Origin of the sequence: Rhizobacter sp. AJA081-3 (assembly GCF_017795745.1) — a bacterium.
In the GTDB taxonomy this organism is placed as follows: Bacteria; Pseudomonadota; Gammaproteobacteria; order Burkholderiales; family Burkholderiaceae_C; genus Piscinibacter.
The window spans coordinates 4,403,743-4,425,199 of the sequence record NZ_CP059067.1 but is presented as its reverse complement, the minus strand read 5'-3'; the positions used below and the strand labels follow the sequence as shown (position 1 = coordinate 4,425,199).

The following is a 21,457-nucleotide window of genomic DNA, read 5'->3' as shown; positions in this document are numbered from 1 at the left end:
GCCATGGCCAAGACCACCCTCCACACTGTCGACGTGCACTTCGGCGATTGCGATCCGGCAGGCATCGTGTTCTTCCCGAACTTCTCGCGCTGGATGGACGCCGCCTCGCTGAAGTTCTTCATGGAATGCGGCGTGCCGCCCTGGCGCGAGCTGGTGAAGACGCGCGGCATCGTCGGCACGCCGTTGCTGGAGATCAACACCAGGTTCATCAAGGCCGTGACCTACGGCGAGACGATCACCATCGCCACCTGGATCGAGGAGTGGCGCGACAAGGTGTTCGTGCAGATGCACCGCGTGACGCGCGGCGACGATCTCATCTGCGAAGGCCGCGAGGTGCGAGCCTTCGTCAAGCGCGACGCCGACAACGCCGACCGGCTGCGTGCGATCCCCGTTCCCGACGACATCAGGCAACTGTGTTCCTGATCCACCCGCTCAACCCCTGGAGACAGACCATGAAAGCACTCAAGACCCTGGTGGCCGTTGCAGTCACGCTGCTGGCCAACGCCGCGCAGGCCGACATCACCATCGGCATCAGCCTGCCGCTGACCGGCCCGGCCTCGGGCCTGGGCATCCCGATGAACAACTACATCAAGCTCTGGCCGACCGAGATCGCCGGCGAGAAGCTCAAGGTCATCGTGCTCGACGACGCCACCGACCCGACCAAGGGCGTGAGCAACGCCAAGAAGTTCGTCACCGAGGACAAGGTCGACATCATCATGGGCTCGGCCGCCACGCCGGTGGCCATCGCCATGGCCGACACCGCTGCCGAGTCGGGCACGCCGCAGTTCATGTTCTCGCCGGCCGTGCTGCCCGCGGGCAAGGACTTCTGGGCCTTCCGCCTGCCGCAGGGCAACGCGGTGATGGCCCACGCGATGATCGAGCACATGAAGAAGAACGGCGTGAAGACCGTCGGCTTCCTCGGCTACACCGATGCCTACGGCGAGAGCTGGCTGAACGACTTCAAGGCGCAGTCGCAGCTGCTGGGCGGGCCGCAGATCGTCGCCGTCGAGCGTTTCGCGCGCGCCGACACCAGCGTCACCGGCCAGGCTCTGAAGCTGGTCGCCGCCAACCCGGACGCGATGCTGGTCGTCGCCTCGGGTTCCGGCGCCGCGATGCCGCACAAAGGCATCATCGAGCGCGGCTACAAGGGCAAGATGTACCAGACCCACGCCGCGGCTTCGCGTGACCTGGTGCGCGTGGGCGGCAAGGACGTCGAAGGTGCCTTCGTCAGCTCCGGCCCGGCGGTGATCCCCGAGCAGCTGCCGGCCAACCACCCCTCCAGGGCGCTGGCAGCCGACTTCGTCGCCAAGTACGAGAAGGCCTACGGTGCAGGCAATCGCAATCAGTTCGCCGGCCATGCCTACGACGCCATCGTCGTGCTCGAGAAGGTGGTGCCGGTGGCGCTGAAGAAAGGCAAGCCGGGCAGCAAGGAGTTCCGCGCCGGCATCCGCGATGCGGTGGAGACGATGGGCCGCACGGTGGTCTCGCACGGCGTGCTGAACTACACCAAGGACAACCACTGGGGCTTCACCACGGAAACGGGTGTCATCCTCAAGGTCGTCAACGGCGACTGGAAGGTCGAGTAACCCATGGACTTCACGATCGCCAGCATCCTGACGCTGGACGGCGTCACCAACGGCGCGATCTACGCGCTGCTGGCCCTGGCCACGGTGCTGGTGTTCGCCGTCACGCGGGTGATCTTCATCCCGCAGGGCGAGTTCGTGGCCTACGGCGCGCTCACGCTCGCGCTGTTGCAGCTCGGGCAGGTGCCGGGCACGGTGTGGCTGCTGCTGGTGATGGCGGTGGTCGCTTCCGTGCTCGACGCCGTGGCCGGGCTGCGGCGCGGGCTGCCCGCCGCCGCGGTGGCCACGGGCGCGCTGAAGTCGCTGGCCTTCCCGGTGGCGGTGTGCGCCGTCGCCTGGTGGGCCGCGCCGCAGAAACTGCCGCTGCTGTTCCAGAGCCTGCTGACGCTGGCGATCGTCACGCCGCTGGGGCCGCTGGTCTACCGGCTGGCCTACGAGAAGCTGGCCGACGCCACCGTGCTGGTGCTGCTGATCGTCTCGGTGGGCACGCATTTCGCGCTCACCGGCCTGGGCCTGGTGTTCTTCGGCGCCGAGGGCTTCCGCAACCCGAGCTTCTGGGATGCGCGCTTCTCCGCCGGGCCGCTCACGCTGACCGGGCAGACGCTGATCATCTTCATGGTGTCGATCGCGCTGATCGTCGCGCTGTACCTGTTCTTCGAGCGCACGCTGCGCGGCAAGGCGCTGCGCGCCACCGCGGTGAACCGTCTCGGTGCGCGGCTGATGGGCATCTCCACCTCGGGTGCGGGGCAGCTGAGCTTCGGCCTGGCCGCCTTCATGGGCGCGCTGTCGGGCCTGCTGATCGGCCCGACCACGACGATGTTCTACGACTCCGGCTTCCTGATCGGCCTGAAGGGCTTCGTCGCCGCGATCTTCGGCGCGCTGGCCAGCTACCCGGCCGCCGCGCTCGGTGCGGTGTTCGTCGGCCTGATCGAGAGCTTCGGCTCTTTCTGGGCCAGCGCCTTCAAGGAAGTCATCGTCTTCACGCTGATCATCCCCGTGCTGCTGTGGCGCTCGTTCCAGCACGGCCACCACGACGAAGAAGAATGAAGATGATGCGTCGAAACGTCCTGATCGCCTTCGTGCTGCTGGTGGCGGCTCTGCCGCTGCTGCCGGTGCCGGAGTTCTGGATCACCCAGGCCAACTACATCGGCCTGTACTCGCTGGTGGCCATCGGCCTGGTGCTGCTCACCGGCGTGGCCGGCCTGACCTCCTTCGGCCAGGCCGCCTTCGTCGGCATGGGCGCCTACACGGCCGCCTATCTCACGCTGACGCACGGCGTGTCGCCCTGGCTCACGGTGTGGGTGGGCCTGGCCTTCACCTTCGCCGCGGCGCTGCTGCTGGGCTGGGTGACGCTGCGCATGTCGGGCCACTTCCTGCCGCTGGCCACCATCGCCTGGGGCCTGAGCCTGTATTACCTGCTCGGCAACATCGATGCGTTGGGCAAGTACGACGGCCTGCTGGGCATCCCGGCGATCGAGTTCTTCGGCATCTCGCTGAACACCGGCCGCAGCTTCTACTTCCTGCTCTGGCTGCTGGTGCTGCTGGCAGCGTTCGGCGCCATCCGACTGCTCGATTCGCGCACCGGCCGCGCGCTGCGCGCAGTGAAGGGCGGCACCACCATGGCCGAGGCGATGGGCGTCAACACCTTCCGCCTGAAGGTCACCGCCTTCGTGCTCGCCGCACTGCTGGCCTGCGTGTCGGGCTGGCTGTTCGCGCACTTCCAGCGCACCGTGAACCCCTCGCCGTTCGGCCTGAACAAGGGCATCGAGTACCTGTTCATGGCCGTGATCGGCGGTGTCGGCCATGTGTGGGGCGCAATCGTCGGCGCCACCGTCGTCAAGGTGCTTGAAGAGCAACTGCAGGACTGGCTGCCGCGCCTGATGGGCACCAGCGGCAACTACGAGATCATCGTCTTCGGCATCCTGCTCGTGCTGGTGCTGCAGTACGCCCGCGACGGCATCTGGGCCTTTGTCGAGGCGCGGTTCCCGAAGCCGCAGCGCGCGGTCGACTGGGGCGATGCGCAGGCGCTGCCGCACCGCGAGCAGCCGCCGCAGGGCGAGGTGGTGCTCGACGTCGACCAGGCGCGCAAGGAGTTCGGTGGACTGGTGGCGGTCAACGACGTCAGCTTCCAGGTGCGTGCCGGTCAGATCCTCGGCCTGATCGGGCCGAACGGCGCTGGCAAGTCGACCACCTTCAACCTCGTCACCGGCGTGCTGCCGGCCACGCGCGGCAAGGTTCTGCTGTGCGGCCAGCCGATCCAGAGCCTGCCTTCGCGCGAGATCGCCGCACGCGGCGTGGCGCGCACCTTCCAGCACGTGAAGATGATCCCGACCATGACGGTGCTCGAGAACGTCGCGCTCGGCGCCCACCTGCGCGGCTCGTCGGGCGTGGCCTCGGCGGTGCTGCGCCTCGATCGCGCGGAAGAGAAGCGGCTGCTGCGCGAGGCGCAGCGCCAGCTCGAGCGCATCGGCATGGCCGATCGCATGCACGAGCTTGCCGGCAACCTGGCGCTGGGCCCGCAGCGGCTGATGGAGATCGCCCGTGCGCTGGCCGCCGACCCGATGCTGCTGTTGCTCGACGAGCCGGCCGCCGGCCTGCGCCTGAAGGAGAAGCAGGCGCTGGCTGACGTGCTGCGCCAGCTGCGCAGCGAAGGCATGGCGATCCTGCTGGTCGAGCACGACATGGATCTGGTGATGGGCCTGGTCGACCGCGTGGTGGTGATGGAGTTCGGCACCAAGCTGATCGAAGGCACGCCGGACGAAGTGCAGGCCAGCCCCGCGGTGCGCGCCGCCTACCTCGGAACCGAGCACTGAACATGAGTGATCTGATCCTCGACGTGAAGGACCTGCACGCCGGCTACGGCCGCGCGGAGGTGCTGCATGGCCTGAACCTGCGGGCCAAGAAGGGCAGCGTGGTGACGGTGATCGGCCCCAACGGCGCCGGCAAGTCGACGCTGCTCAATGCGCTGATGGGCGTGTTGCCCTCGCGCGGCACGATCGCCTACCGCGGCCAGGCGATGGGCCTGCGCACGCTGGAAGAGCGTGTCATGCAGGGCATCGCTCTGGTGCCCGAGACACGCGCGCTGTTCGGCACCATGCCGGTGGAAGACAACCTGCTGCTCGGCGGCTACCGCCAGGTGCGGCTGGGCAGCAAGAAGGGCGGCGAGGTGCTGGAGCAGGTCTACACGCTGTTCCCGCGCCTGAAGGAGCGCCGTGCGCAGCTCGCCGGCACGCTCTCGGGCGGCGAGCGGCAGATGCTCGCGGTGGGCCGCGCGCTGATGGGCCAGCCCGACCTGCTGATGCTCGACGAGCCCAGCCTCGGCCTGGCGCCGCTGGTGGTCAAGGAGATCTTCCGCACCATCGAGGGCCTGCGCGCCACCGGCGTGACCATCCTGCTCGTGGAGCAGAACGCGCGTGCCGCCCTCGAGGTGGCCGATCACGGCTACGTGCTCGAGATGGGCGAGATCGCGCTGGAGGGGCCGGCCGACCAGCTGGCCAACGACTCGCGCGTGATCGACACCTACCTCGGTGCGGCGCGCCAGAAGTCCACTGCCTGAGGGCACACGACGATGTGGCAGTACGAAGCGCCGCTGCGCGACATGCGCTATGTGATCGAGGACGTGCTTGGCCTGCCCGCGGCCTGGGCGGCACTGCCGGCCTTCGCCGACCTGGACGCCGACACCGCGCGCCAGGTGCTCGACGAGGCGGCGCGCTTCGCCACCGAGGTGCTGGCGCCGACCAATGCGAACGGCGACCTCGAAGGCTGCATGCTGACCGACGGCGAGGTGCGCACGCCGCGCGGCTTCAAGGAGACCTACCGCGCCTTCGTCGACGCCGGCTGGCCGGCGCTGGCCTGCGCGCCCGACGCCGGCGGCCAGGGTCTGCCGCAGGTACTCAACGCCGCGCTCTACGAGATGCTCGCCGCGGCCAACCACGCCTGGACCATGTACCCCGGCCTGCTGCACGGCGCCTACGAATGCCTGCACGCACATGCCTCGCCCGAGCTGAAGGACCGCTACCTCGGCAAGGTGGTCAGCGGCGAATGGCTGTCGACCATGTGCCTGACCGAGGCGCATGCCGGCTCCGACCTCGGGCTGCTGTCCACCCGCGCGACACCGGCGGCCGACGGCTCGTACCGCCTCAAGGGGACGAAGATCTTCATCTCCGGCGGCGAGCAGGACCTGACCGACAACATCGTGCACCTGGTGCTCGCGCGATTGCCCGATGCGCCCGCAGGCACCAAGGGCATCTCGCTGTTCCTGGCGCCGAAGTTCCTGCCCGACGGATCCCGCAACGCGGTGCGCTGCGACGGTGTCGAGAAGAAGATGGGCATCAAGGGCAGCGCCACCTGCGTGATGGCCTTCGAGGGCGCCACCGGCTGGCTGGTCGGCGAGCCGAACCGCGGCCTGGCGGCGATGTTCGCGATGATGAATGCGGCGCGCCTGCACGTGGCGCTGCAGGGCCTGGCGCATGCGCAGAACGCGCACCGCAATGCCCTGGTCTATGCGCACGAGCGGCTGCAGTCGCGGGCGCCGGTGCGGGGTGATGCCAAGGGTGCGGCCGACGCCATCGTGCTGCATCCCGCGATGCGCCGCACCCTGCTGCGCCAGCGTGTGCTGGTCGAGGGCTCGCGGCTGATCGCCTACGAGGCGGCGCACCTGATCGACCTGGCCGAGCAGTCGCCCGACGCCGCTGTGCGCGATCGCGCGCACGACCAGGCCGCGCTGCTCACGCCGGTGCTCAAGGCCTTCCTCACCGACAACGGCTTCGCGCTGGCCAGCGAGGCACTGCAGGTCTTCGGCGGCCACGGCTACACGCACGATTGGGGTGTGGAGCAGTGCGTGCGCGACGCCCGCATCGCGATGATCTACGAGGGCACCAACCAGATCCAGGCGATCGATCTCGTGGTGCGCAAGCTGGTCGCCGACGGCGGGCGCAAGTTCGCGGCCTGGCTGGAGGTGCTGGCAGCCGGGCTGCCGGCGGAAGCTCGCCATGGACCGGCTGCCTTCGAGCAGCTGAGGCTTCTCGGCGAGCTTGCGGCTGACGTGGTGGCCGCCTCGCGCGAAGACGCCGAACTGCCGTTCCGCGTCGCCGACGACCTGCTGCGCGCCACCGGCCTGGCGCTGGTCGCCCATGCCTGGGCGCGCGCAGAAGCCCTGTCGAGCCGGCCGCAGCATGCAGGCGACGACTTCCATCGTGCCAAGTGCGAGAGTGCCGCGCACTGCTTCACCCATCTGCGGCCCGAGTTCGACCATGCGCTGGCTCAGGCGCGTGCGGGCTGGTTGCCGCTGGCCCGCCTGGCCGCGCCCGAGGCGGCATGACGCACGCCGGCATGGCCGACAGCCACGGGCTCGACCACTCGCGCCTGACCACGCTGGTGGGTTATGCCGCCAGCCGCGCCGCGATCGAGTTGCGCAAGGACTTCGCCCGAAGCCTCGGGCCGCTCGGGCTGAAGGTGGTCGACTACTCGATCCTGATGCTGGTGGCCTCGAACTCCGAGGTCAACCAGAAGCAGCTCGGCGAGGCGCTCGACATCTCCGCGCCGAACATGGCGATCACGCTGGACCGGCTGGTCGAGAGCGGCTGGGTCGAGCGCGTGCGCAGCACGCAGGATCGCCGCGCCATGCTGATCCACCTGACCGCGGCCGGGCGTGCGCTGGTCAAGCGCGCCGAGGCGATCGCCGCAACGATGGAAGAGGGCACGCTCGCCGGCCTCTCGCCGGCCGAGCGGGCACTGCTCGTCGAGCTGCTGCTCAAGGTCGGCCTGAAGCAGGCCGCACGCCGGCGCGGTGTGCGCGCCGAGGTCACGTCAGGCTGACCCTTCGATCCGCAAGTGCGCGGCCACCGCCTCGGCGACCGCCGCGTCGTCGAGGATGCGCCGGTGCCCCAGGCCCGCGTGCGATGCGAGCCGCAGTGAGGGCATGGCTTTCGCGAGGCGGCGGCTGGCACCGAACGGAGCCACACGGTCGGCCTCGTCGTGCAGCACCAGGCTGGGCTGCATCACCCGCGGGCCGAGCCAGCCGGGCTCGTACTCGCCGAGGTTCACCTGTTCGCGCAGCTCGATCTGTGAACGCATGCGTGCGCTGATGCCTGCTGGCAGGCCAAAGCTGCCGGCGAACCAGTCGAGGAACTGCGCCGGCGGTGCCGACGGCGCGATCAACGCGAGGTGCTGCACCGGCAGGCCGCGCGCCGCCGCATGCAGCGCCGCCAGCGCACCCAGCGAATGCGCGACCACGCCGTGCAGCGGGCCCAGGCGCGCCGTGGCGGCGAACAGCGCGCGGCCGAACTGCGGCAGCGTCGAGCGCCAGCCGCCGCTGCGGCCGTGCGCGGGCAGGTCGAGCAGCACCGGGTCGAAACCCGCGTCTGCGAGCCGGTCGCCCAACCGCAGCATCTGCCCCGCGCTGCCGGCCCAGCCGTGCACGAGCAGCACGACGGGCCGGCCCGGCGGCGCGTCGGCGCGCCGATGGCTGGCCAACTGCACACCTTCGAAAGGCCAAAGCGTCAGCTGCCAGGGCGAGGGCAACGGCCGCCTCGCCGCGAGCTTCCAGGGCAAGGGCGTGAAGAACAGCCGCAGCGCGCCGCGCGTGCCCCAGGCCGGCACGAGCCGGTCGGCCAGTCGCAGCGTGGCGCCCAGGGCGCGGGCCGCCGGGCTGGCGGCATAGAAGGCGGCGGCCGGGTTGTTCGCCGAAGAGGTGGGCGCTGCCATGTCAGAACAGCACCAGGTCGGCGTTGCGGCGCGGCAGACCTTGCCACAGGCGAAGCAGGGCCCAGGTGGCGGAGCCGATGCCGGCCAGCAGGGCGGCACCGAGAACGATGATCAGCATGGTGTGGATTCTTTCTTCGCACGAGCGTGCGAAATAGGGGCGCGGCTTGTGGCCACGGGGTGGAACGCGTCGTTCATGGCGGGATGGGCTCAGTGGCGCGTGCGGCGCTCGGGCGCGGCCAGCTGCGAGGCGATCAGGCGCTCGTAGGCGCACCAGGCGCGGTCGGCCGCACGGGGGTCGCGCAGGAAGCGCGCCTCGCGCATCAGCGCGACGAACAGGCCGTCGAGCTCGTAGACGAGCTGCTCGGCATCGGTGTCGGGTTTCAGGTGGCCGGCCTCGATGGCCTGGATCGCGGTGCGCTTGAGCGCGGTGCGCCAGCGCCGCGTGCCGTCGAGCAGCAGCTCGCGCAGCGGGCCTTCTCGGTCGTCGTACTCGAAGGCGCCGGCGCAGTAGAGGCAGCCGGTGCGGATCTCGACGTCGCGGGCGCGCTGCAGCCACAGCCGCATGATCGCGTTCAGGCGCGGCAGGCCGCGCGGCTCGCGCATCGCGGGCACGAACACGTCCTGCAGGAAACGGCGGTCGTATTCCTCGACCACCGCCTTCTGCAGCGCCTCGCGCGAGCCGATGCGCGAGAACACGCCGCTCTTGGACAGGCCCAGACGCTTGGCCACCTCGCCGACGGTCAGGCTCTCCAGCCCGTCGGCGGCGGCCATCTCGAGCGCGGTGTCGAGGATGGCCGCGAGCGTCAGCCCGCTGCGCTGCGTCTTCGCCTCGACCGTGATGGAACTGTCCGTGACCATGACGGCCACTTTAGCACGGTCGTGCGAAAGTGCAAGTCGCGGCTCAACCCCAGACTTCTCTCGCGGTCTCCACCACGAGCTTCAGCTTGGCGCGCTGCGCCTCCACCGCGATGTTGTTGCCGTGCACGGTGCTGGAGAAGCCGCACTGCGGGCTCAGGCACAGCTGGTCCAGAGGCGCGTACTTGGATGCCTCCTCGATGCGGCGCTTAAGCGCGTCCTTGCTCTCCATCTCGCCGAACTTGGTGGTCACCAGGCCGAGCACGACGATCTTGCCTTTGGGCAGGTAGCGCAGCGGGCGGAAGTCGCCCGAGCGATCGTCGTCGTACTCGAGGAAGAAGGCGTCGAGGTTCATCTCGGCGAGCAGCGCCTCGGCCACCGGCTCGTAGTTGCCGGCCGCCGCATGCGTGCTCTTGAAGTTGCCGCGGCACAGGTGCATGGCCAGCGTCATGCCGGCCGGTTTGTGCGCCACCACCTTGTTGATGAACTTCGCGTAGCGGTGCGGCAGCTCGTTGGGGTCGTCGCCGCGCTGGCGGGCCGCCTCGCGCATCTTCTCGTCGCAGAGATACGCCATGTTGGTGTCGTCCATCTGCACGTAGCGGCAGCCGGCGTCGAACAGGCTCTTCAGCTCGTCGCCGTAGGCCTTGGCCACGTCGTCGTAGAAGAAGGGGTCGAGCTCCGGGTAGTGCTCCTTGCTGATGCCGGCGCGCCCGCCGCGGAAATGCAGCATGGTGGGCGAGGGGATCGTCACCTTGGGCGTCAGGCCCGCGGCGACCTGGCTCTTCAGATACTCGAAGTCGGCGCGCTGGATGTCCTTCACGTGCTCGACCTTGCCGATCACGCGCATCACCGGCGGCGCCAGCTCCTCGGTGCCGTCGGGCTTGCGGATGGTGACCGGGATGTCGGTCTTCACGCCGCCGAGCTGCTCGAGGAAGTCGATGTGGAAGTAGGTGCGGCGGAACTCGCCGTCGGTGATCGACTGCAGCCCCACGTCCTGCTGGAACTTCACGATCTCGGTGATCGCCTTGTCTTCCACCGCGCGAAGCTGCGCGGCGGTGATCTCCTTCTTCACGAAGAACTGCTCGCGCGCATCGAGCAGGTACTTCGGTCGCAGGAAGCTGCCGACATGGTCGGCGCGGAACGGGGGCGTGGTGCGGGCGGTCATCGTATGTCTCCGTGAGGCGGGGTGGGTGAAATCATGACAGTGACGGCGCAGTGGCTGGAGCCGGATCGAACAGCTGCCCATAGCGGAAGCCGACCCAGGCGTGTTCGCGCATCAGCATCTCGACGCGCGCCGACTCGCGCTGGGTGAGCGCGTCGAAGACGAGCTGGTGCTGCAGCTGGGCGATGCGCAGCTTCTGGTATTCCGAAGGCAGGGCGGCACGGTCGAGCGCCAGCGAGTCGGCCGAGGCAAAGGGCAGGTGGTTGTTGCGCGCGATGGCGTCGGCGATGACGCGGCTGTCCTGCGCGTCGACGAGCGCGTCGTGGAAACGCTTGTTCAGGCGGCCCCAGCGGCCGATGTCCTCGTCGACGAGGAATCCCTTGGCCAGCACGGCGGCGCCTTCGGCGATGCAGCCGGCCAGCGTCTCGCGCACCGCATCGGTCATGCCGCGCTCGGCCAGATGCCGGGCCGCCAGGCCTTCCAGCGTGCCGCGCACTTCGATGGCCGAACGCACGTCGGCCTCCGAGAAGCGGCGAACGACGTAGCCGCGCTTGCCGGCCTTCTCCAGCAGGCCTTCCTGCTCCAGCGCGCGGAAGGCCAGCCGTACCGGCGTGCGCGAGACGCCCAGCGACTCGGCCACCGGGATCTCCACCAGTCGTTCGCCAGCCGGCAGCCGGCCGTTGACGATGAGTTGCCGCAAGGTCGCGACGACGCTGCTCGAATCAGGGCTGGAGGCTTCAATTGGATCCATAAATGGCTTTCTGTTGCGCCATGGAGTCGGTTTGTCGCACAATTGGATCCAATCTGCAAGTGCCTCAGGATCAGGAGACGACGATGTATCCCAAGAACACATGGTATGTGGCCTGTACCCCGGCCGACATCGACGAGAAGCCGCTGGGCCGCACGGTCTGCGGCGAGCGCATCGTCTTCTTCCGCGGCCCCGAGGGCCAGGCAGTCGGTCTGGACGACTGGTGCCCGCACCGCGGCGCGCCGCTGTCGCTGGGCCGCGTGATCGAGGGCAAGCTGGTCTGCGGCTACCACGGCCTGGAGATGGGCTGCGAGGGCAAGGCCGTCGCCATGCCCGGGCAGCGTGTGCGCGGTTTCCCTCCGGTGGCCCGCTACCCGGTGATCGAGCGCTACGGCTTCGTCTGGGTGTGGCCGGGCGAGGCCGCCAAAGCCGACCCGGCGCTGCTGCCGAACCTCGCCTGGGCCGAGGACCCGGCCTGGGCCTTCGGCGGCGGCATGTTCCATGTGAAGTGCGACTACCGCCTGATGATCGACAACCTGATGGACCTGACGCACGAGAAGTACGTGCACTCCACCAGCATCGGCCAGCAGGAACTCGACGAGGTGCCGGCGCAGACGACGGCAGAAGGCGACGTCGTCATCACCCGCCGCGAGATGCCCGGCGTGAAGGCGCCGCCCTTCTGGCAGGCCGCGATGCGCGGCAACGGCCACGACGACCAGGCCACGGTGGACCGCTGGCAGCGCTGCCGCTTCGTGCCGCCGTCGTCCGTGCTCATCGACGTGGGCGTGGCGCTGGCGGGCCAGGGCGGCTTCGATGCGCCGGCCACGGCCAAGACCTCGGGCATCGTGGTCGACCTGATTACGCCCGAGACCGAGACCTCGATCTGGTACTTCTGGGGCCTGGCGCGCAACTTCCGTCCCGAGGACAAGGCGCTCACCGCGTCGATCCGCGAGTCGCAGGGCAAGGTCTTCATGGAAGACCTGGAGATGCTCGAATCTCAGCAGCGCAACCTGCTCGCCCGGCCGGAGCGCAAGCTGCTGTCACTGAACACCGATCTCGGCGGAGTGCAGGCGCGGCGCATCATCGATCGGTTGGTCGATCAAGAGAAGTCAGCGGCATGAGCGGCGCGACCCTCTCGGTGCGCGTCGCGCGCAAGACGGTCGAGGCCGAAGGCATCTGCAGCTTCGAGCTGGTCAGCGCCGACGGCAAGCCGCTGCCGGCGTTCTCGGCGGGATCCCATGTCGACGTGCAGTTGCCCGGCGGCCTGACGCGCCAGTACTCGCTGTGCAACGACCCGACCGAGACGCACCGCTACCTGATCGCCGTGCTGCGCGATCCAGCCTCGCGCGGCGGCTCGAAAGCCATGCACGATGCGGTGAAGGAAGGCGAGGCGCTGACCATCAGCACGCCGAAGAACCACTTCGCGCTCGCCCACGAGGCCGGCAGCCACCTGCTGCTGGCCGGCGGCATCGGCATCACCCCGCTCCTGTGCATGGCCGAGCGGCTGGGCAACGTCGGCGCGGCCTTCGAGATGCACTACTGCACGCGCTCGCGGCCACGCACGGCCTTCGTGGAGCGCATCGCGCGCTCGGCGTTCGCGCCGCGCGTGCAGTTCCACCACGACGACGGCGCGCCGGAGCAGCGCCTGGACATCGCCGCGCTGCTGGCGGAGCGGCCCGCCGGGCGGCACCTCTACGTGTGCGGGCCCAAGGGCTTCATGGACGCGGTGCTCGGCGCCGCGCGCGCGCAGGGCTGGCCCGAATCGCAGCTGCATTGCGAGTACTTCGCCGCCGAAGTCGCGCCGGTCGCGGGCGACGCGTCCTTCGAGGTGCAGCTGGCCAGCTCCGGACGCATCGTCGTCGTGCCGGCCGATCGCAGCATCGTGCAGGCGCTGGCCGAGGCCGGCGTGACGGTGGCCACGTCCTGCGAACAAGGGGTGTGCGGCACCTGCCTGACGCGCGTCATCGAAGGCGAGCCCGAGCACCGAGACCTCTACCTCACGCCCGAGGAGCAGGCCGCCGGCGATCAGCTCCTGCCCTGCTGCTCGCGTGCTCGTTCGGCGCGATTGGTGCTCGACCTGTAGCGCGTCCGGCCCGCGAATGCGGGCATGCCGGTTTGCGATAGCTGCTAGTGGATGATCCTCGTTGTCCGTGGATCGGCCATGCCGCAACATCGCGCCGCACAATGGCAGGCTGCGCCGTGCGGGCCCTCAGGGTTCTCCCGCGGTCGGCGATGATCATGGTTCGACTCGTCCGGCCCGGCAGCTTGCACGGGCCCTTCTCTGGAGACAGCTTCATGCACAAGCGCACCACCCTGCGTGCCCTGGCGGCCGCCACGATGACCCTGGGCCTCGGCCTGGCCGCGCAGACGGCCTCGGCGGCCGACACCGGCCCGATCAAGATCGGCCTCGTCCTGCCCATGACCGGCCAGCAGGCCTCGACCGGCCGGCAGATCGATGCCGCGGTCAAGCTCTACATGGCGCAGAACAATCCGGTGATCGGTGGCCGCAAGGTCGAGGTGATAGTCAAGGACGACGCCAGCACGCCGGACCAGACGCGCCGACTCGCGCAAGAGCTGGTGGTCAACGACAAGGTCGTCGCACTGGCCGGCTTCGGCATCACGCCCTCGGCGATGGCCACCGCGCCGATCGCCACGCAGAGCAAGACGCCGATGGTCGTGATGGCCGCCGCCACCTCGGCCATCACCGAGGCCTCGCCCTACGTGGTGCGCACCAGCTTCACGCTGCCGCAGGCGGCGGTGGCGATCGCCGAGTGGGCGAACAAGAACGGCATCAAGAAGGTCGTCTCCCTGGTCAGCGACTACGGCCCGGGCATCGACGCCGAGAAGTACTTCGCCGACCGCATCACGCTCAACAGCGGCCAGGTGGTCGACAAGCTTCGCACGCCGCTGCGCGCACCGGACTTCGCGCCGGTGCTGCAGAAGGTGCGCGACGCCAGCCCGCAGGCGCTGTTCGTGTTCCTGCCCTCGGGCCAGGGCGCGGCCTTCATGAAGCAGTTCGCCGAGCGCGGCCTCGACAAGGCCGGCATCCGCCTGATCGGCACCGGCGACATCACCGACGACGACCAGCTCAACGACATGGGCGACGTGGCGCTCGGCGTGGTCACCTCGCACCACTACGCGGCCAACCACAAGTCGGCGGTCAACCAGAAGTTCGTAGAGGCCTTCAAGAAGGCCAACAACGGCATGCGGCCGAACTTCATGGCTGTGGGTGGCTACGACGGCATGCGTGTCATCGTCGAAGGCCTGAAGGCGAGCAAAGGCGTCGGCGGCGACGCGCTGCTGGCCGGCATGAAGGGCCAGATCTTCGAGAGCCCGCGCGGCCCGGTGCTGATCGACGCGCAGACGCGCGACATCGTGCACGACATGTACGTGCGCAAGGTCGAGAAGGTCGGCGGCGAACTGCACAACGTCGAGTTCGACGCCATCAAGGCGATGAAAGATCCCGGGAAGTCCAAGTAACCGAGAAGAAGCCCTCCCCAGAGGGCCTCTGAACATGCTCACTCTGCTGTTCGACGGCATCGCCTACGGCATGCTGCTGTTCGTGCTCGCCGTCGGGCTGGCGGTGACGCTCGGGTTGATGAACTTCGTCAACCTCGCGCACGGCGCCTTCGCGATGGCTGGCGGCTACGTCACCGTGCTGCTGATGGACCGCGCCGGCGTGCCCTTCCTGGCCACGCTGCCGCTGGCCTTCCTGCTGCCGGCGCTGGTGGGCGCGGTGGCCGAGCGGCTGCTCTACCGGCCGATGTACAAGCGGCCGCATCTGGACCACGTGCTGTTCTCGATCGGCCTGGTGTTCATGACCGTTGCGGCGGTCGACTGGCTGGTCGGCTCGCAGCAGCAGATCGTCAAGCTGCCGCAGTGGCTGCAGGGCCGCTTCGAGATCGCCGATGTGGGCATCGGCAAGTACCGCCTGTTCATCATCGTCGTGTGCCTGCTGCTCACGCTGATGCTGCAGTGGGTGCTCGGCCGCACGCGCTTCGGCAGCCGGCTGCGTGCCGCGGTCGATGACCCGCGCGTGGCCGCCGGCCTGGGCATCAATGTCAATCAAGTGTTCAGCATCACCTTCGCCGTCGGCTCGGGCCTGGCCGGCCTGGGCGGCGCCCTGGGCGCCGAGGTGCTCGGCCTGGACCCGAGCTTCCCGCTCAAGTTCATGATCTATTTCCTGATCGTCGTCTCGGTCGGCGGCACCACGACGATCACCGGGCCGCTGCTGGCGGCGCTGCTGCTGGGCATCGCCGACGTGATGGGCAAGTACTACGTGCCGCAGCTCGGTGCCTTCGTCGTCTACCTGCTGATGGTGGTCATCCTGTTCTGGCGCCCGCAGGGCCTGTTCGGCCGGGGGGCCACGCGATGAGCGCCGCACAGTCGATCGCCGCCGACCGTCGCTGGCGGCCCTGGGAACTGGTGCTCGTCGCGGCGCTCGTGATCTCGTGGTTCGCCGCCGGCAACGAGCACTCGCTGCTGGGCAACGAGATCGCCATCTTCGCGCTGTTCGCGCTCTCGCTCGACCTGATCCTCGGCTACGCCGGCATCATCTCGCTGGGCCACGCGGCGTTCTTCGGCGTCGGGGCCTACACGGCGGCGCTGTTCGCCAAGCACGTGATGCCCGATCCGCTGGTCGGCCTGGTCGTGGCCACTGCCGCCGCAGCGCTGCTCGGTGCGCTGTCCAGCGTGCTGGTGATGCGCGGCTCCGACCTGGCGCGGCTGATGATCACGCTGGGCGTGGCGGCCATCCTCTACGAACTGGCGAACAAGCTCGAGTTCACCGGCGGTGCCGACGGCCTGCAAGGCGTGAGCATGGGTTCGCTGCTCGGCCGCTTCGAGTTCGACCTCTACGGCCGCACCGCCTTCGCCTACTCGCTGGTGCTGCTGGTGATCTGCCTGCTGATCGCGCGGCGCATCGTGGCCTCGCCCTTCGGCTGGTCGCTGCGCGCGATCCGCGACAACCGGCTGCGTGCCGCCGCGATCGGCCTGAATGTCGACCTGCGCCTGGGCGCCGTCTACACCCTCGCTGCCGCGATGGCCGGCACGGCCGGGGCGCTGCTGGCGCAGACCACCGGCTTTGCGTCGCTCGACGTGCTCGACTTCCACCGCAGCGCCGACGTGATGCTGATGCTGATCATCGGTGGCACCGGCTGGTTGTGGGGCGGCGTGCTCGGCGCCATCGGCTTCAAGCTGATGCACAGCGTGCTGTCGGCCTGGACGCCGCAGTACTGGACCTTCTGGCTCGGCTTGTTCCTGGTCGTGCTGGTGATGGTCGGGCGCGATCGCTTCTTCAAGCCCTGGACGTGGTTCAGGAAGTCATGAGCATCGTCCTCGAAACCCGCAACCTGGTGAAGCGTTTCGGCGGCTTCGCGGCCACCAACGACGTGTCGCTGAAGGTCGAGAAGGGTGCGCGCCAGGCGCTGATCGGCCCGAATGGCGCGGGCAAGACCACGCTGATCAACCTGCTCACCGGCGTGCTGGAGCCGAGCGCGGGCACGGTGATGCTCGAGGGCGAGGACATCACGAAGCTGCCCTCGCACCAGCGGGTGCGTCGCGGCATCGTGCGCACCTTCCAGATCAATCAGCTGTTCAACGAGCTGACGCCGCTGCAGTCGCTGGCGCTCACGGTCTCGAACCAGCTCGGCATCAGCGCGCGCTTCTGGCAGCCGCTGGGCCGCGACGAGCGTGTCGCGGCGCGCTGCGAGCAGCTGCTTGCGCAGTTCCACCTCGACGACGTGCAGGACCAGAAGGTCGCGCTGCTGGCCTACGGCAAACGCCGCCAGCTCGAGATCGCCACGGCGCTGGCCTGCGCGCCGCGCGTGCTGCTGCTCGACGAACCGGTGGCCGGTGTGCCTGAGGGCGAGCGGCAGGAGATCTTCGACATCGTCAACGCGCTGCCTGCCGAGGTGACGGTGCTGCTCATCGAGCACGACATGGACCTGGTCTTCAACTTCGCGCGCACGGTGTCGGTGCTGGTCAACGGCGCGCTGTTCGCCGAGGGCGACGTGAAGAGCATCGCCAACGATCCGCGGGTGAAGTCGGTCTACCTCGGGGAGGGCACGCCGCATGGCTGATCTGCTGCGGGTCGAAGGCCTCAAGTCGGGCTATGGCGAGGCCGTGGTGGTGCAGGGCGTCGACCTGGTGCTGGAGAAAGGCCGTTCGCTCGCACTGCTTGGCCGCAACGGCACCGGCAAGACGACGCTGCTGAACACGCTGGTCGGCGCGACGCGCCGCCACGCCGGGCGCATCATGCTCGACGGCGAAGACATCAGCACGCTGCCCTCGTTCAAGCGCGCCGCCGCCGGCATCGGCTGGGTGCCGCAGGAGCGCAACATCTTCAAGTCGCTGACCGTCGACGAGAACCTCACCGCCGTGGCACGCCCCGGGCCATGGACGGTGGCGCGGGCCTACGAGATGTTCCCGCGCCTGGCTGAGCGCCGCACGAACATGGGCAACGAGCTCTCCGGCGGCGAGCAGCAGATGCTCGCCGTGGCGCGCGCGCTGGTGCTCAACCCCAAGCTGCTGCTGCTCGACGAGCCGCTCGAAGGCCTGGCGCCGATCATCGTCGAGGAGCTGCTGCGCTCGATCGCGCGCGTCGTGCGCGACGAAGGCATGTCGGCCATCATCGTCGAGCAGAACCCGCGCCTGATCCTGCCGATCACGCACACGGCCGTGGTGCTCGACCGCGGCGCCGTGGTGCACCGCGGCGAGAGCGAGGCCTTGCTGGCCGAGCCGGCGACGCTGGACAAGTGGCTCGCGGTGGCGAGCCATTGAGCCGGCGACGAGCCCCCTGATGCCGCGCCAGCGGCCGTAACGCCCGCATAACGGCCGTCCGACCAGACTGCGGCTGCGTGATCTGCGCGGCTGATCGGTGGGAGAGGGCGATGGATCGAATCGACGAGAGACGCCGGCGTTTCCTGGCTCTGGCCGGACCCGGCATGGTGCTGCTCTCGACAGGCGGGTTGGCTGCCTGCGGTGGGGGCGGCGACTCGGCTGCCGGCGACGGCAGTGCTGGGGGTGGTGGCAGTGGCGGCGGTTCCGGTGGAGGCGGTGCACCCGGCAGCGGGACGCCCGGCGCCGCGGTCAGCCCGGCATTGAGGCTGGCCACGCTGGAGTCGACTCGCGCGGCGGTGGCCGGGCTGGCAGCGGGTGCAGCTCGGTTCGACAGTGCGGCCCTCGCACTCGCGCTGCAGGCGCTGCCCGGGCTGGAGAGCGTGGGCATCTCCTCCCGCGTCGGCAACGTCTGGGCGCGATTCACCGACGGGCAGTACCTGGTCGTGCCGAACAATCTGGAGCCGGCACCGGCCACGGGTACCGCTCCCGCGGCGCCGCTGCGTGCCGGTGGCCCGCGCAAGCGGGCCGCTGCCGCTGGGGAGTTCGACACGCCCGCCATCCTCACGGGCCAGCAGTACCGCCAGGTGGACACGTTCGGCGAGGTGCCCCTGAGCTCGGGCGTGGATGCCGCGCACCTGTGCAGTGACTGGGTCGACGCCAACACGTTGCCGCAACTGCGCACCATGGCGCTGGGCCGAGGTTTCGTGCTGCCGGGTGCCGTCAGCGGCGAGACGATCGATCCGTCGTTGATGAACGGCATCGAGGGCCTGCGAACGGTGCAGGGCGACGGCGTGTTCTTCCTCACCGCCCAGGCGGCGCAGGCCGGGCCGGACGCCAGCCCGCGCACGCTGATCTGTCTCGACACGCTGGCCAGCGAGGCCAACCTGGCCCGCTATGAAACCGACCTGAAGGCCGGGATCGTGGCCCACGCCGTGCGGCTGCGCGGCGTGAATGGCGCCTGGGAAGCCATCTCAGGGCTGGCCATCGGCCCGGACTGGGCGAGGCTGAACTTCTGGAACTTCCCAGTCGAGAGCGTCGGCATCTTCAACCTGACCGGTGCGCCGGACATGTCCGACTGGGTGCAGGTGCTGACCTCGGCGCACCTGCGCCACATCCTCGTCTGGCGCAGCGCCGTGCCCTGGCAGCGCATGCTGGCCTTCGCCGACGACCTGATCCAGCTGAATCTGGCCACCAACAAGCTCGACGGGCGAAACGTGCCCCAGAAGGCCGAGCCGCGGCTGCGCGCATACGGCATGGGCGAGACGCTCTCCCACCTGATGTCGCGAGGCCTGGCCGGTGAAGGCAATGCGTCGATCGACTACCTCCAGGAGCGCGAGCCGGCCCTCTTCGTGAACACGCTGCTGCCGACGATCGACTACGTGTTGATCAAGGAAAACACGCTCGAGATCGAACTCGTCGGGCAGTTCGGGCACGCTGCGGCCGGTGCGCCGGTGAGTCGGCAGCCGTCACAGCCCGAGACGGTGACGATGGGGCCGCAGCTGCTGGCCGCCAGCAGTGATTCAGGCCGATTTCCGGAGCCGCTGCTCGCGCGTGCCGCCGACCCGCTGCTGGCCGGAGCCCAGCCCCTGACCACCCCGACCTGGGAAGGCGGGCTGCTGCAAGGCCCGCTGCGCCCGAACGAACTGGAGCGTGGGGGCTACGTGCAAGTGGTCAACGGCGGGCGCTGCAGCAACGTCGTTCCGGTCACGCACTGGGAGATCCCGATCCAGGCGGTGCTGACCATCGACGAGCTCACGCTCACGACGACGATCACCGTGCGCCTGCGTGCGGATGTGCATGGCTGGCGCCTGGAGCCCGACGCCTACGCACGCAACGGCATTCCGCAAGGTTTCCTGACAGCTTCGGTGCACAGCCGCGCCGACTTCACCGCCAGCGGCACCATCAGCCGCTACGACGCCAGCACCCGCACGCGCACCACGATCACCTGGAGCGGCAGCAGCGGCATGGTCAATCAGATAGGCGCCTTCCTCGTCAACTTCAGCGGCACTGTCCTTTGGGACTCACGGGAGGTGACGCAGGTGCAGGTCGCGCTGGGCGGTGCCGGGGGTGCCACCTACAACCAGCAGAAGGTGACTGAGCAGTTCGACGTCAACGGCGACCTGCTGAGGCGCACGGAGGAAAACGGGGCGCTGCCGGTGAGCCTGTCGGCCTTCGGCCCCGGGGCGAGCGGCGGGCTGCTGGAGATGCGCTTCGACGACCAGTGGAACCTGCTCGCCGGCTCGTTCGACATGCTGCCGGTGAACAGCGACATCCTTCCCGCGCCGCCGCAGCGCGTGATGCGCACGCGGCTGAGCTGGCCTCAGGTGGTGCCCGACTTCGCGCCGCGCAACGACTTCGGCGGGACCTGAGCCGCCGGCTAGAGCGGCAGGCCGACGTAGTTCTCGGCCATGGTGGTCGAGGCGGCCACCGAGTTGACAAGGTAGTCGAGCTCGGCGGCCTGCATCTTCTGGCCGAACTCGCCGGTCTCCGGGAACTTGTGCATCAGGTTGGTGAACCACCACGAGAAGCGCTCGGCACGCCAGATGCGGCGCAGGCAGCGCTGCGAATAGGTGTCGATGCCGGCGCTGGATCGGTCCTTGTAGTACTCGGTGATCGCCGCGCCCAGGTAGCTCACGTCGGTGGCGGCGAGGTTCAGGCCCTTGGCGCCGGTGGGCGGCACGATGTGCGCGGCGTCGCCGGCGAGGAACAGGCGGCCGAAGCGCATCGGCTCGGCGACGAAACTGCGCAGCGGTGCGATGCTCTTCTCGATCGACGGCCCGGTGACCAGCGCTTCGGCGGCGGCCGGGTCGAGTCGGCGGCGCAGCTCGTCCCAGAAGGCTTCGTCGCTCCACTGCTCGACCTTGTCGTCCAGCGAGCACTGCACATAGTGCCGGCTGCGCGTCATCGAGCGCATGCTGCACAGCGCGAAGCCGCGCTCGTGGTTCGAGTAGATCAGCTCGTGCGCGACCGGCGGCGTGTCCGACAGCACGCCCAGCCAGCCGAACGGATAGACACGCTCGAAGTTGCGGATCGCACCGGCCGGCACGCTCGCGCGGCTCACGCCGTGAAAGCCGTCGCAGCCTGCAATGAAGTCGCACTCGATCTCGTGCGTCGCGCCGTCCTTGCGGTAGCGCACGCGCGGCTTCGGGCCGTCGAAGTCGTGCAGGCTCACGTCGGCGGCCTCGTAGATCGTCGTCAGGCCGGCGGCGCGGCGCGCGTCCATCAGGTCTCGCGTGACCTCGGTCTGGCCGTAGACCATCACCTGCTTGCCGCCGGTGAGCGTCTTCATGTCGATGCGGTGCCGGGCCCCGCCGAAACACAGCTCGAAGCCGCCGTGCACCAGGCCCTCGCGGTGCATGCGCTCGCCGACGCCGACTTCGTCGAGCAGGTCGACGCAGACCTGCTCGAGCACGCCGGCGCGGATGCGGCCGAGCACGTACTCGGGGGTCTTCGCCTCGAGGATCACGGCGTCGATGCCGGCCTTGTGCAGCAAGGCGCCGAGCAGCAGGCCCGAGGGGCCGGCGCCGATGATGGCGACCTGGACTTTCATGGGGTGTCTCCTGG

The 21,457-nt window shown here is 69.3% G+C and carries 20 protein-coding genes; 15 read left to right on the top strand and 5 right to left on the bottom strand.

All coding sequences use genetic code 11. The features are described from left to right. The first annotated feature begins 3 nt into the window (after positions 1–3). The 7 genes from HZ992_RS20975 to HZ992_RS20945 are packed head-to-tail and all read left to right on the top strand — an operon-like array spanning position 4 to position 7,400. Positions 4–423, top strand: coding sequence for an acyl-CoA thioesterase (locus tag HZ992_RS20975; protein WP_209383741.1), 420 nt, complete (start codon positions 4–6; stop codon positions 421–423). 29 nt (positions 424–452) lie between these two features. Further along, positions 453–1,586, top strand: coding sequence for an ABC transporter substrate-binding protein (locus HZ992_RS20970; RefSeq protein WP_209383740.1), 1,134 nt, complete (start codon positions 453–455; stop codon positions 1,584–1,586). Positions 1,587–1,589: 3 nt separating this feature from the next. Beyond that, complete coding sequence (locus HZ992_RS20965; protein WP_209383739.1) at positions 1,590–2,630, top strand: branched-chain amino acid ABC transporter permease; 1,041 nt, start codon at positions 1,590–1,592, stop codon at positions 2,628–2,630. Beyond that, positions 2,627–4,396, top strand: coding sequence for a branched-chain amino acid ABC transporter ATP-binding protein/permease (locus tag HZ992_RS20960; RefSeq protein WP_371816758.1), 1,770 nt, complete (start codon positions 2,627–2,629; stop codon positions 4,394–4,396). Before HZ992_RS20965 ends, HZ992_RS20960 begins: the two co-directional genes overlap by 4 nt. 2 nt (positions 4,397–4,398) lie before the next feature. Then, positions 4,399–5,139: an ABC transporter ATP-binding protein gene (locus tag HZ992_RS20955; protein WP_209383737.1), complete on the top strand. Its 741-nt coding sequence runs from the start codon at positions 4,399–4,401 to the stop codon at positions 5,137–5,139. 12 nt (positions 5,140–5,151) lie between these two features. Beyond that, complete coding sequence (locus tag HZ992_RS20950; RefSeq protein WP_209383736.1) at positions 5,152–6,903, top strand: acyl-CoA dehydrogenase family protein; 1,752 nt, start codon at positions 5,152–5,154, stop codon at positions 6,901–6,903. Further along, complete coding sequence (locus HZ992_RS20945) at positions 6,900–7,400, top strand: MarR family winged helix-turn-helix transcriptional regulator (RefSeq protein WP_209383735.1); 501 nt, start codon at positions 6,900–6,902, stop codon at positions 7,398–7,400. Before HZ992_RS20950 ends, HZ992_RS20945 begins: the two co-directional genes overlap by 4 nt. Here HZ992_RS20945 and HZ992_RS20940 read toward each other — a convergent pair. The 4 genes from HZ992_RS20940 to HZ992_RS20925 all read right to left on the bottom strand — a co-directional run bounded on the left by HZ992_RS20940 (position 7,392) and on the right by HZ992_RS20925 (position 11,056). Beyond that, a complete protein-coding gene (locus HZ992_RS20940) occupies positions 7,392–8,288 on the bottom strand; it encodes an alpha/beta hydrolase (RefSeq protein WP_209383734.1) in 897 nt (298 codons plus the stop codon). The two genes, HZ992_RS20945 and HZ992_RS20940, sit on opposite strands and share 9 nt — an antisense overlap. A 207-nt stretch (positions 8,289–8,495) precedes the next feature. Continuing rightward, positions 8,496–9,146 (bottom strand): TetR/AcrR family transcriptional regulator, encoded by a 651-nt coding sequence (locus tag HZ992_RS20935; protein WP_209383733.1) that lies wholly within the window; start codon positions 9,144–9,146, stop codon positions 8,496–8,498. A gap of 43 nt (positions 9,147–9,189) precedes the next feature. After that, positions 9,190–10,308 (bottom strand): 5-methyltetrahydropteroyltriglutamate--homocysteine S-methyltransferase, encoded by a 1,119-nt coding sequence (locus tag HZ992_RS20930; RefSeq protein WP_209383732.1) that lies wholly within the window; start codon positions 10,306–10,308, stop codon positions 9,190–9,192. A gap of 31 nt (positions 10,309–10,339) precedes the next feature. Further along, a complete protein-coding gene (locus HZ992_RS20925) occupies positions 10,340–11,056 on the bottom strand; it encodes a GntR family transcriptional regulator (protein ID WP_209383731.1) in 717 nt (238 codons plus the stop codon). Between the two features lie 83 nt (positions 11,057–11,139). Here HZ992_RS20925 and HZ992_RS20920 point away from each other — a divergent pair, with 83 nt between their 5' ends. The 8 genes from HZ992_RS20920 to HZ992_RS20885 all read left to right on the top strand — a co-directional run bounded on the left by HZ992_RS20920 (position 11,140) and on the right by HZ992_RS20885 (position 20,262). Then, a complete protein-coding gene (locus HZ992_RS20920; RefSeq protein ID WP_209383730.1) occupies positions 11,140–12,174 on the top strand; it encodes an aromatic ring-hydroxylating dioxygenase subunit alpha in 1,035 nt (344 codons plus the stop codon). Then, on the top strand, positions 12,171–13,136 hold the full coding sequence (locus HZ992_RS20915; RefSeq protein WP_209383729.1) for a PDR/VanB family oxidoreductase: 966 nt from the start codon (positions 12,171–12,173) through the stop codon (positions 13,134–13,136). The genes HZ992_RS20920 and HZ992_RS20915 overlap by 4 nt, the downstream gene beginning before the upstream one ends. Positions 13,137–13,348: 212 nt before the next feature. Next, positions 13,349–14,533 carry an ABC transporter substrate-binding protein gene (locus HZ992_RS20910; RefSeq protein WP_209383728.1) on the top strand — a complete coding sequence of 395 codons (1,185 nt, stop codon included), beginning with the start codon at positions 13,349–13,351 and terminating at the stop codon, positions 14,531–14,533. Positions 14,534–14,567: 34 nt separating this feature from the next. Next, positions 14,568–15,428: a branched-chain amino acid ABC transporter permease gene (locus tag HZ992_RS20905; RefSeq protein ID WP_209383727.1), complete on the top strand. Its 861-nt coding sequence runs from the start codon at positions 14,568–14,570 to the stop codon at positions 15,426–15,428. Further along, the gene (locus HZ992_RS20900; protein ID WP_209383726.1) at positions 15,425–16,381 is read left to right on the top strand and encodes a branched-chain amino acid ABC transporter permease; all 957 of its coding nucleotides are present in this window, start codon (positions 15,425–15,427) and stop codon (positions 16,379–16,381) included. Before HZ992_RS20905 ends, HZ992_RS20900 begins: the two co-directional genes overlap by 4 nt. After that, positions 16,378–17,133: an ABC transporter ATP-binding protein gene (locus HZ992_RS20895; RefSeq protein WP_209383725.1), complete on the top strand. Its 756-nt coding sequence runs from the start codon at positions 16,378–16,380 to the stop codon at positions 17,131–17,133. Before HZ992_RS20900 ends, HZ992_RS20895 begins: the two co-directional genes overlap by 4 nt. Further along, on the top strand, positions 17,126–17,833 hold the full coding sequence (locus tag HZ992_RS20890) for an ABC transporter ATP-binding protein (RefSeq protein ID WP_209383724.1): 708 nt from the start codon (positions 17,126–17,128) through the stop codon (positions 17,831–17,833). Before HZ992_RS20895 ends, HZ992_RS20890 begins: the two co-directional genes overlap by 8 nt. 110 nt (positions 17,834–17,943) lie before the next feature. Next, a complete protein-coding gene (locus HZ992_RS20885) occupies positions 17,944–20,262 on the top strand; it encodes a hypothetical protein (protein ID WP_209383723.1) in 2,319 nt (772 codons plus the stop codon). A gap of 8 nt (positions 20,263–20,270) precedes the next feature. Here HZ992_RS20885 and pobA read toward each other — a convergent pair whose 3' ends face one another. Then, a complete protein-coding gene (pobA, locus tag HZ992_RS20880) occupies positions 20,271–21,443 on the bottom strand; it encodes a 4-hydroxybenzoate 3-monooxygenase (RefSeq protein ID WP_209383722.1) in 1,173 nt (390 codons plus the stop codon). Between the last annotated feature and the right edge of the window lie 14 nt (positions 21,444–21,457).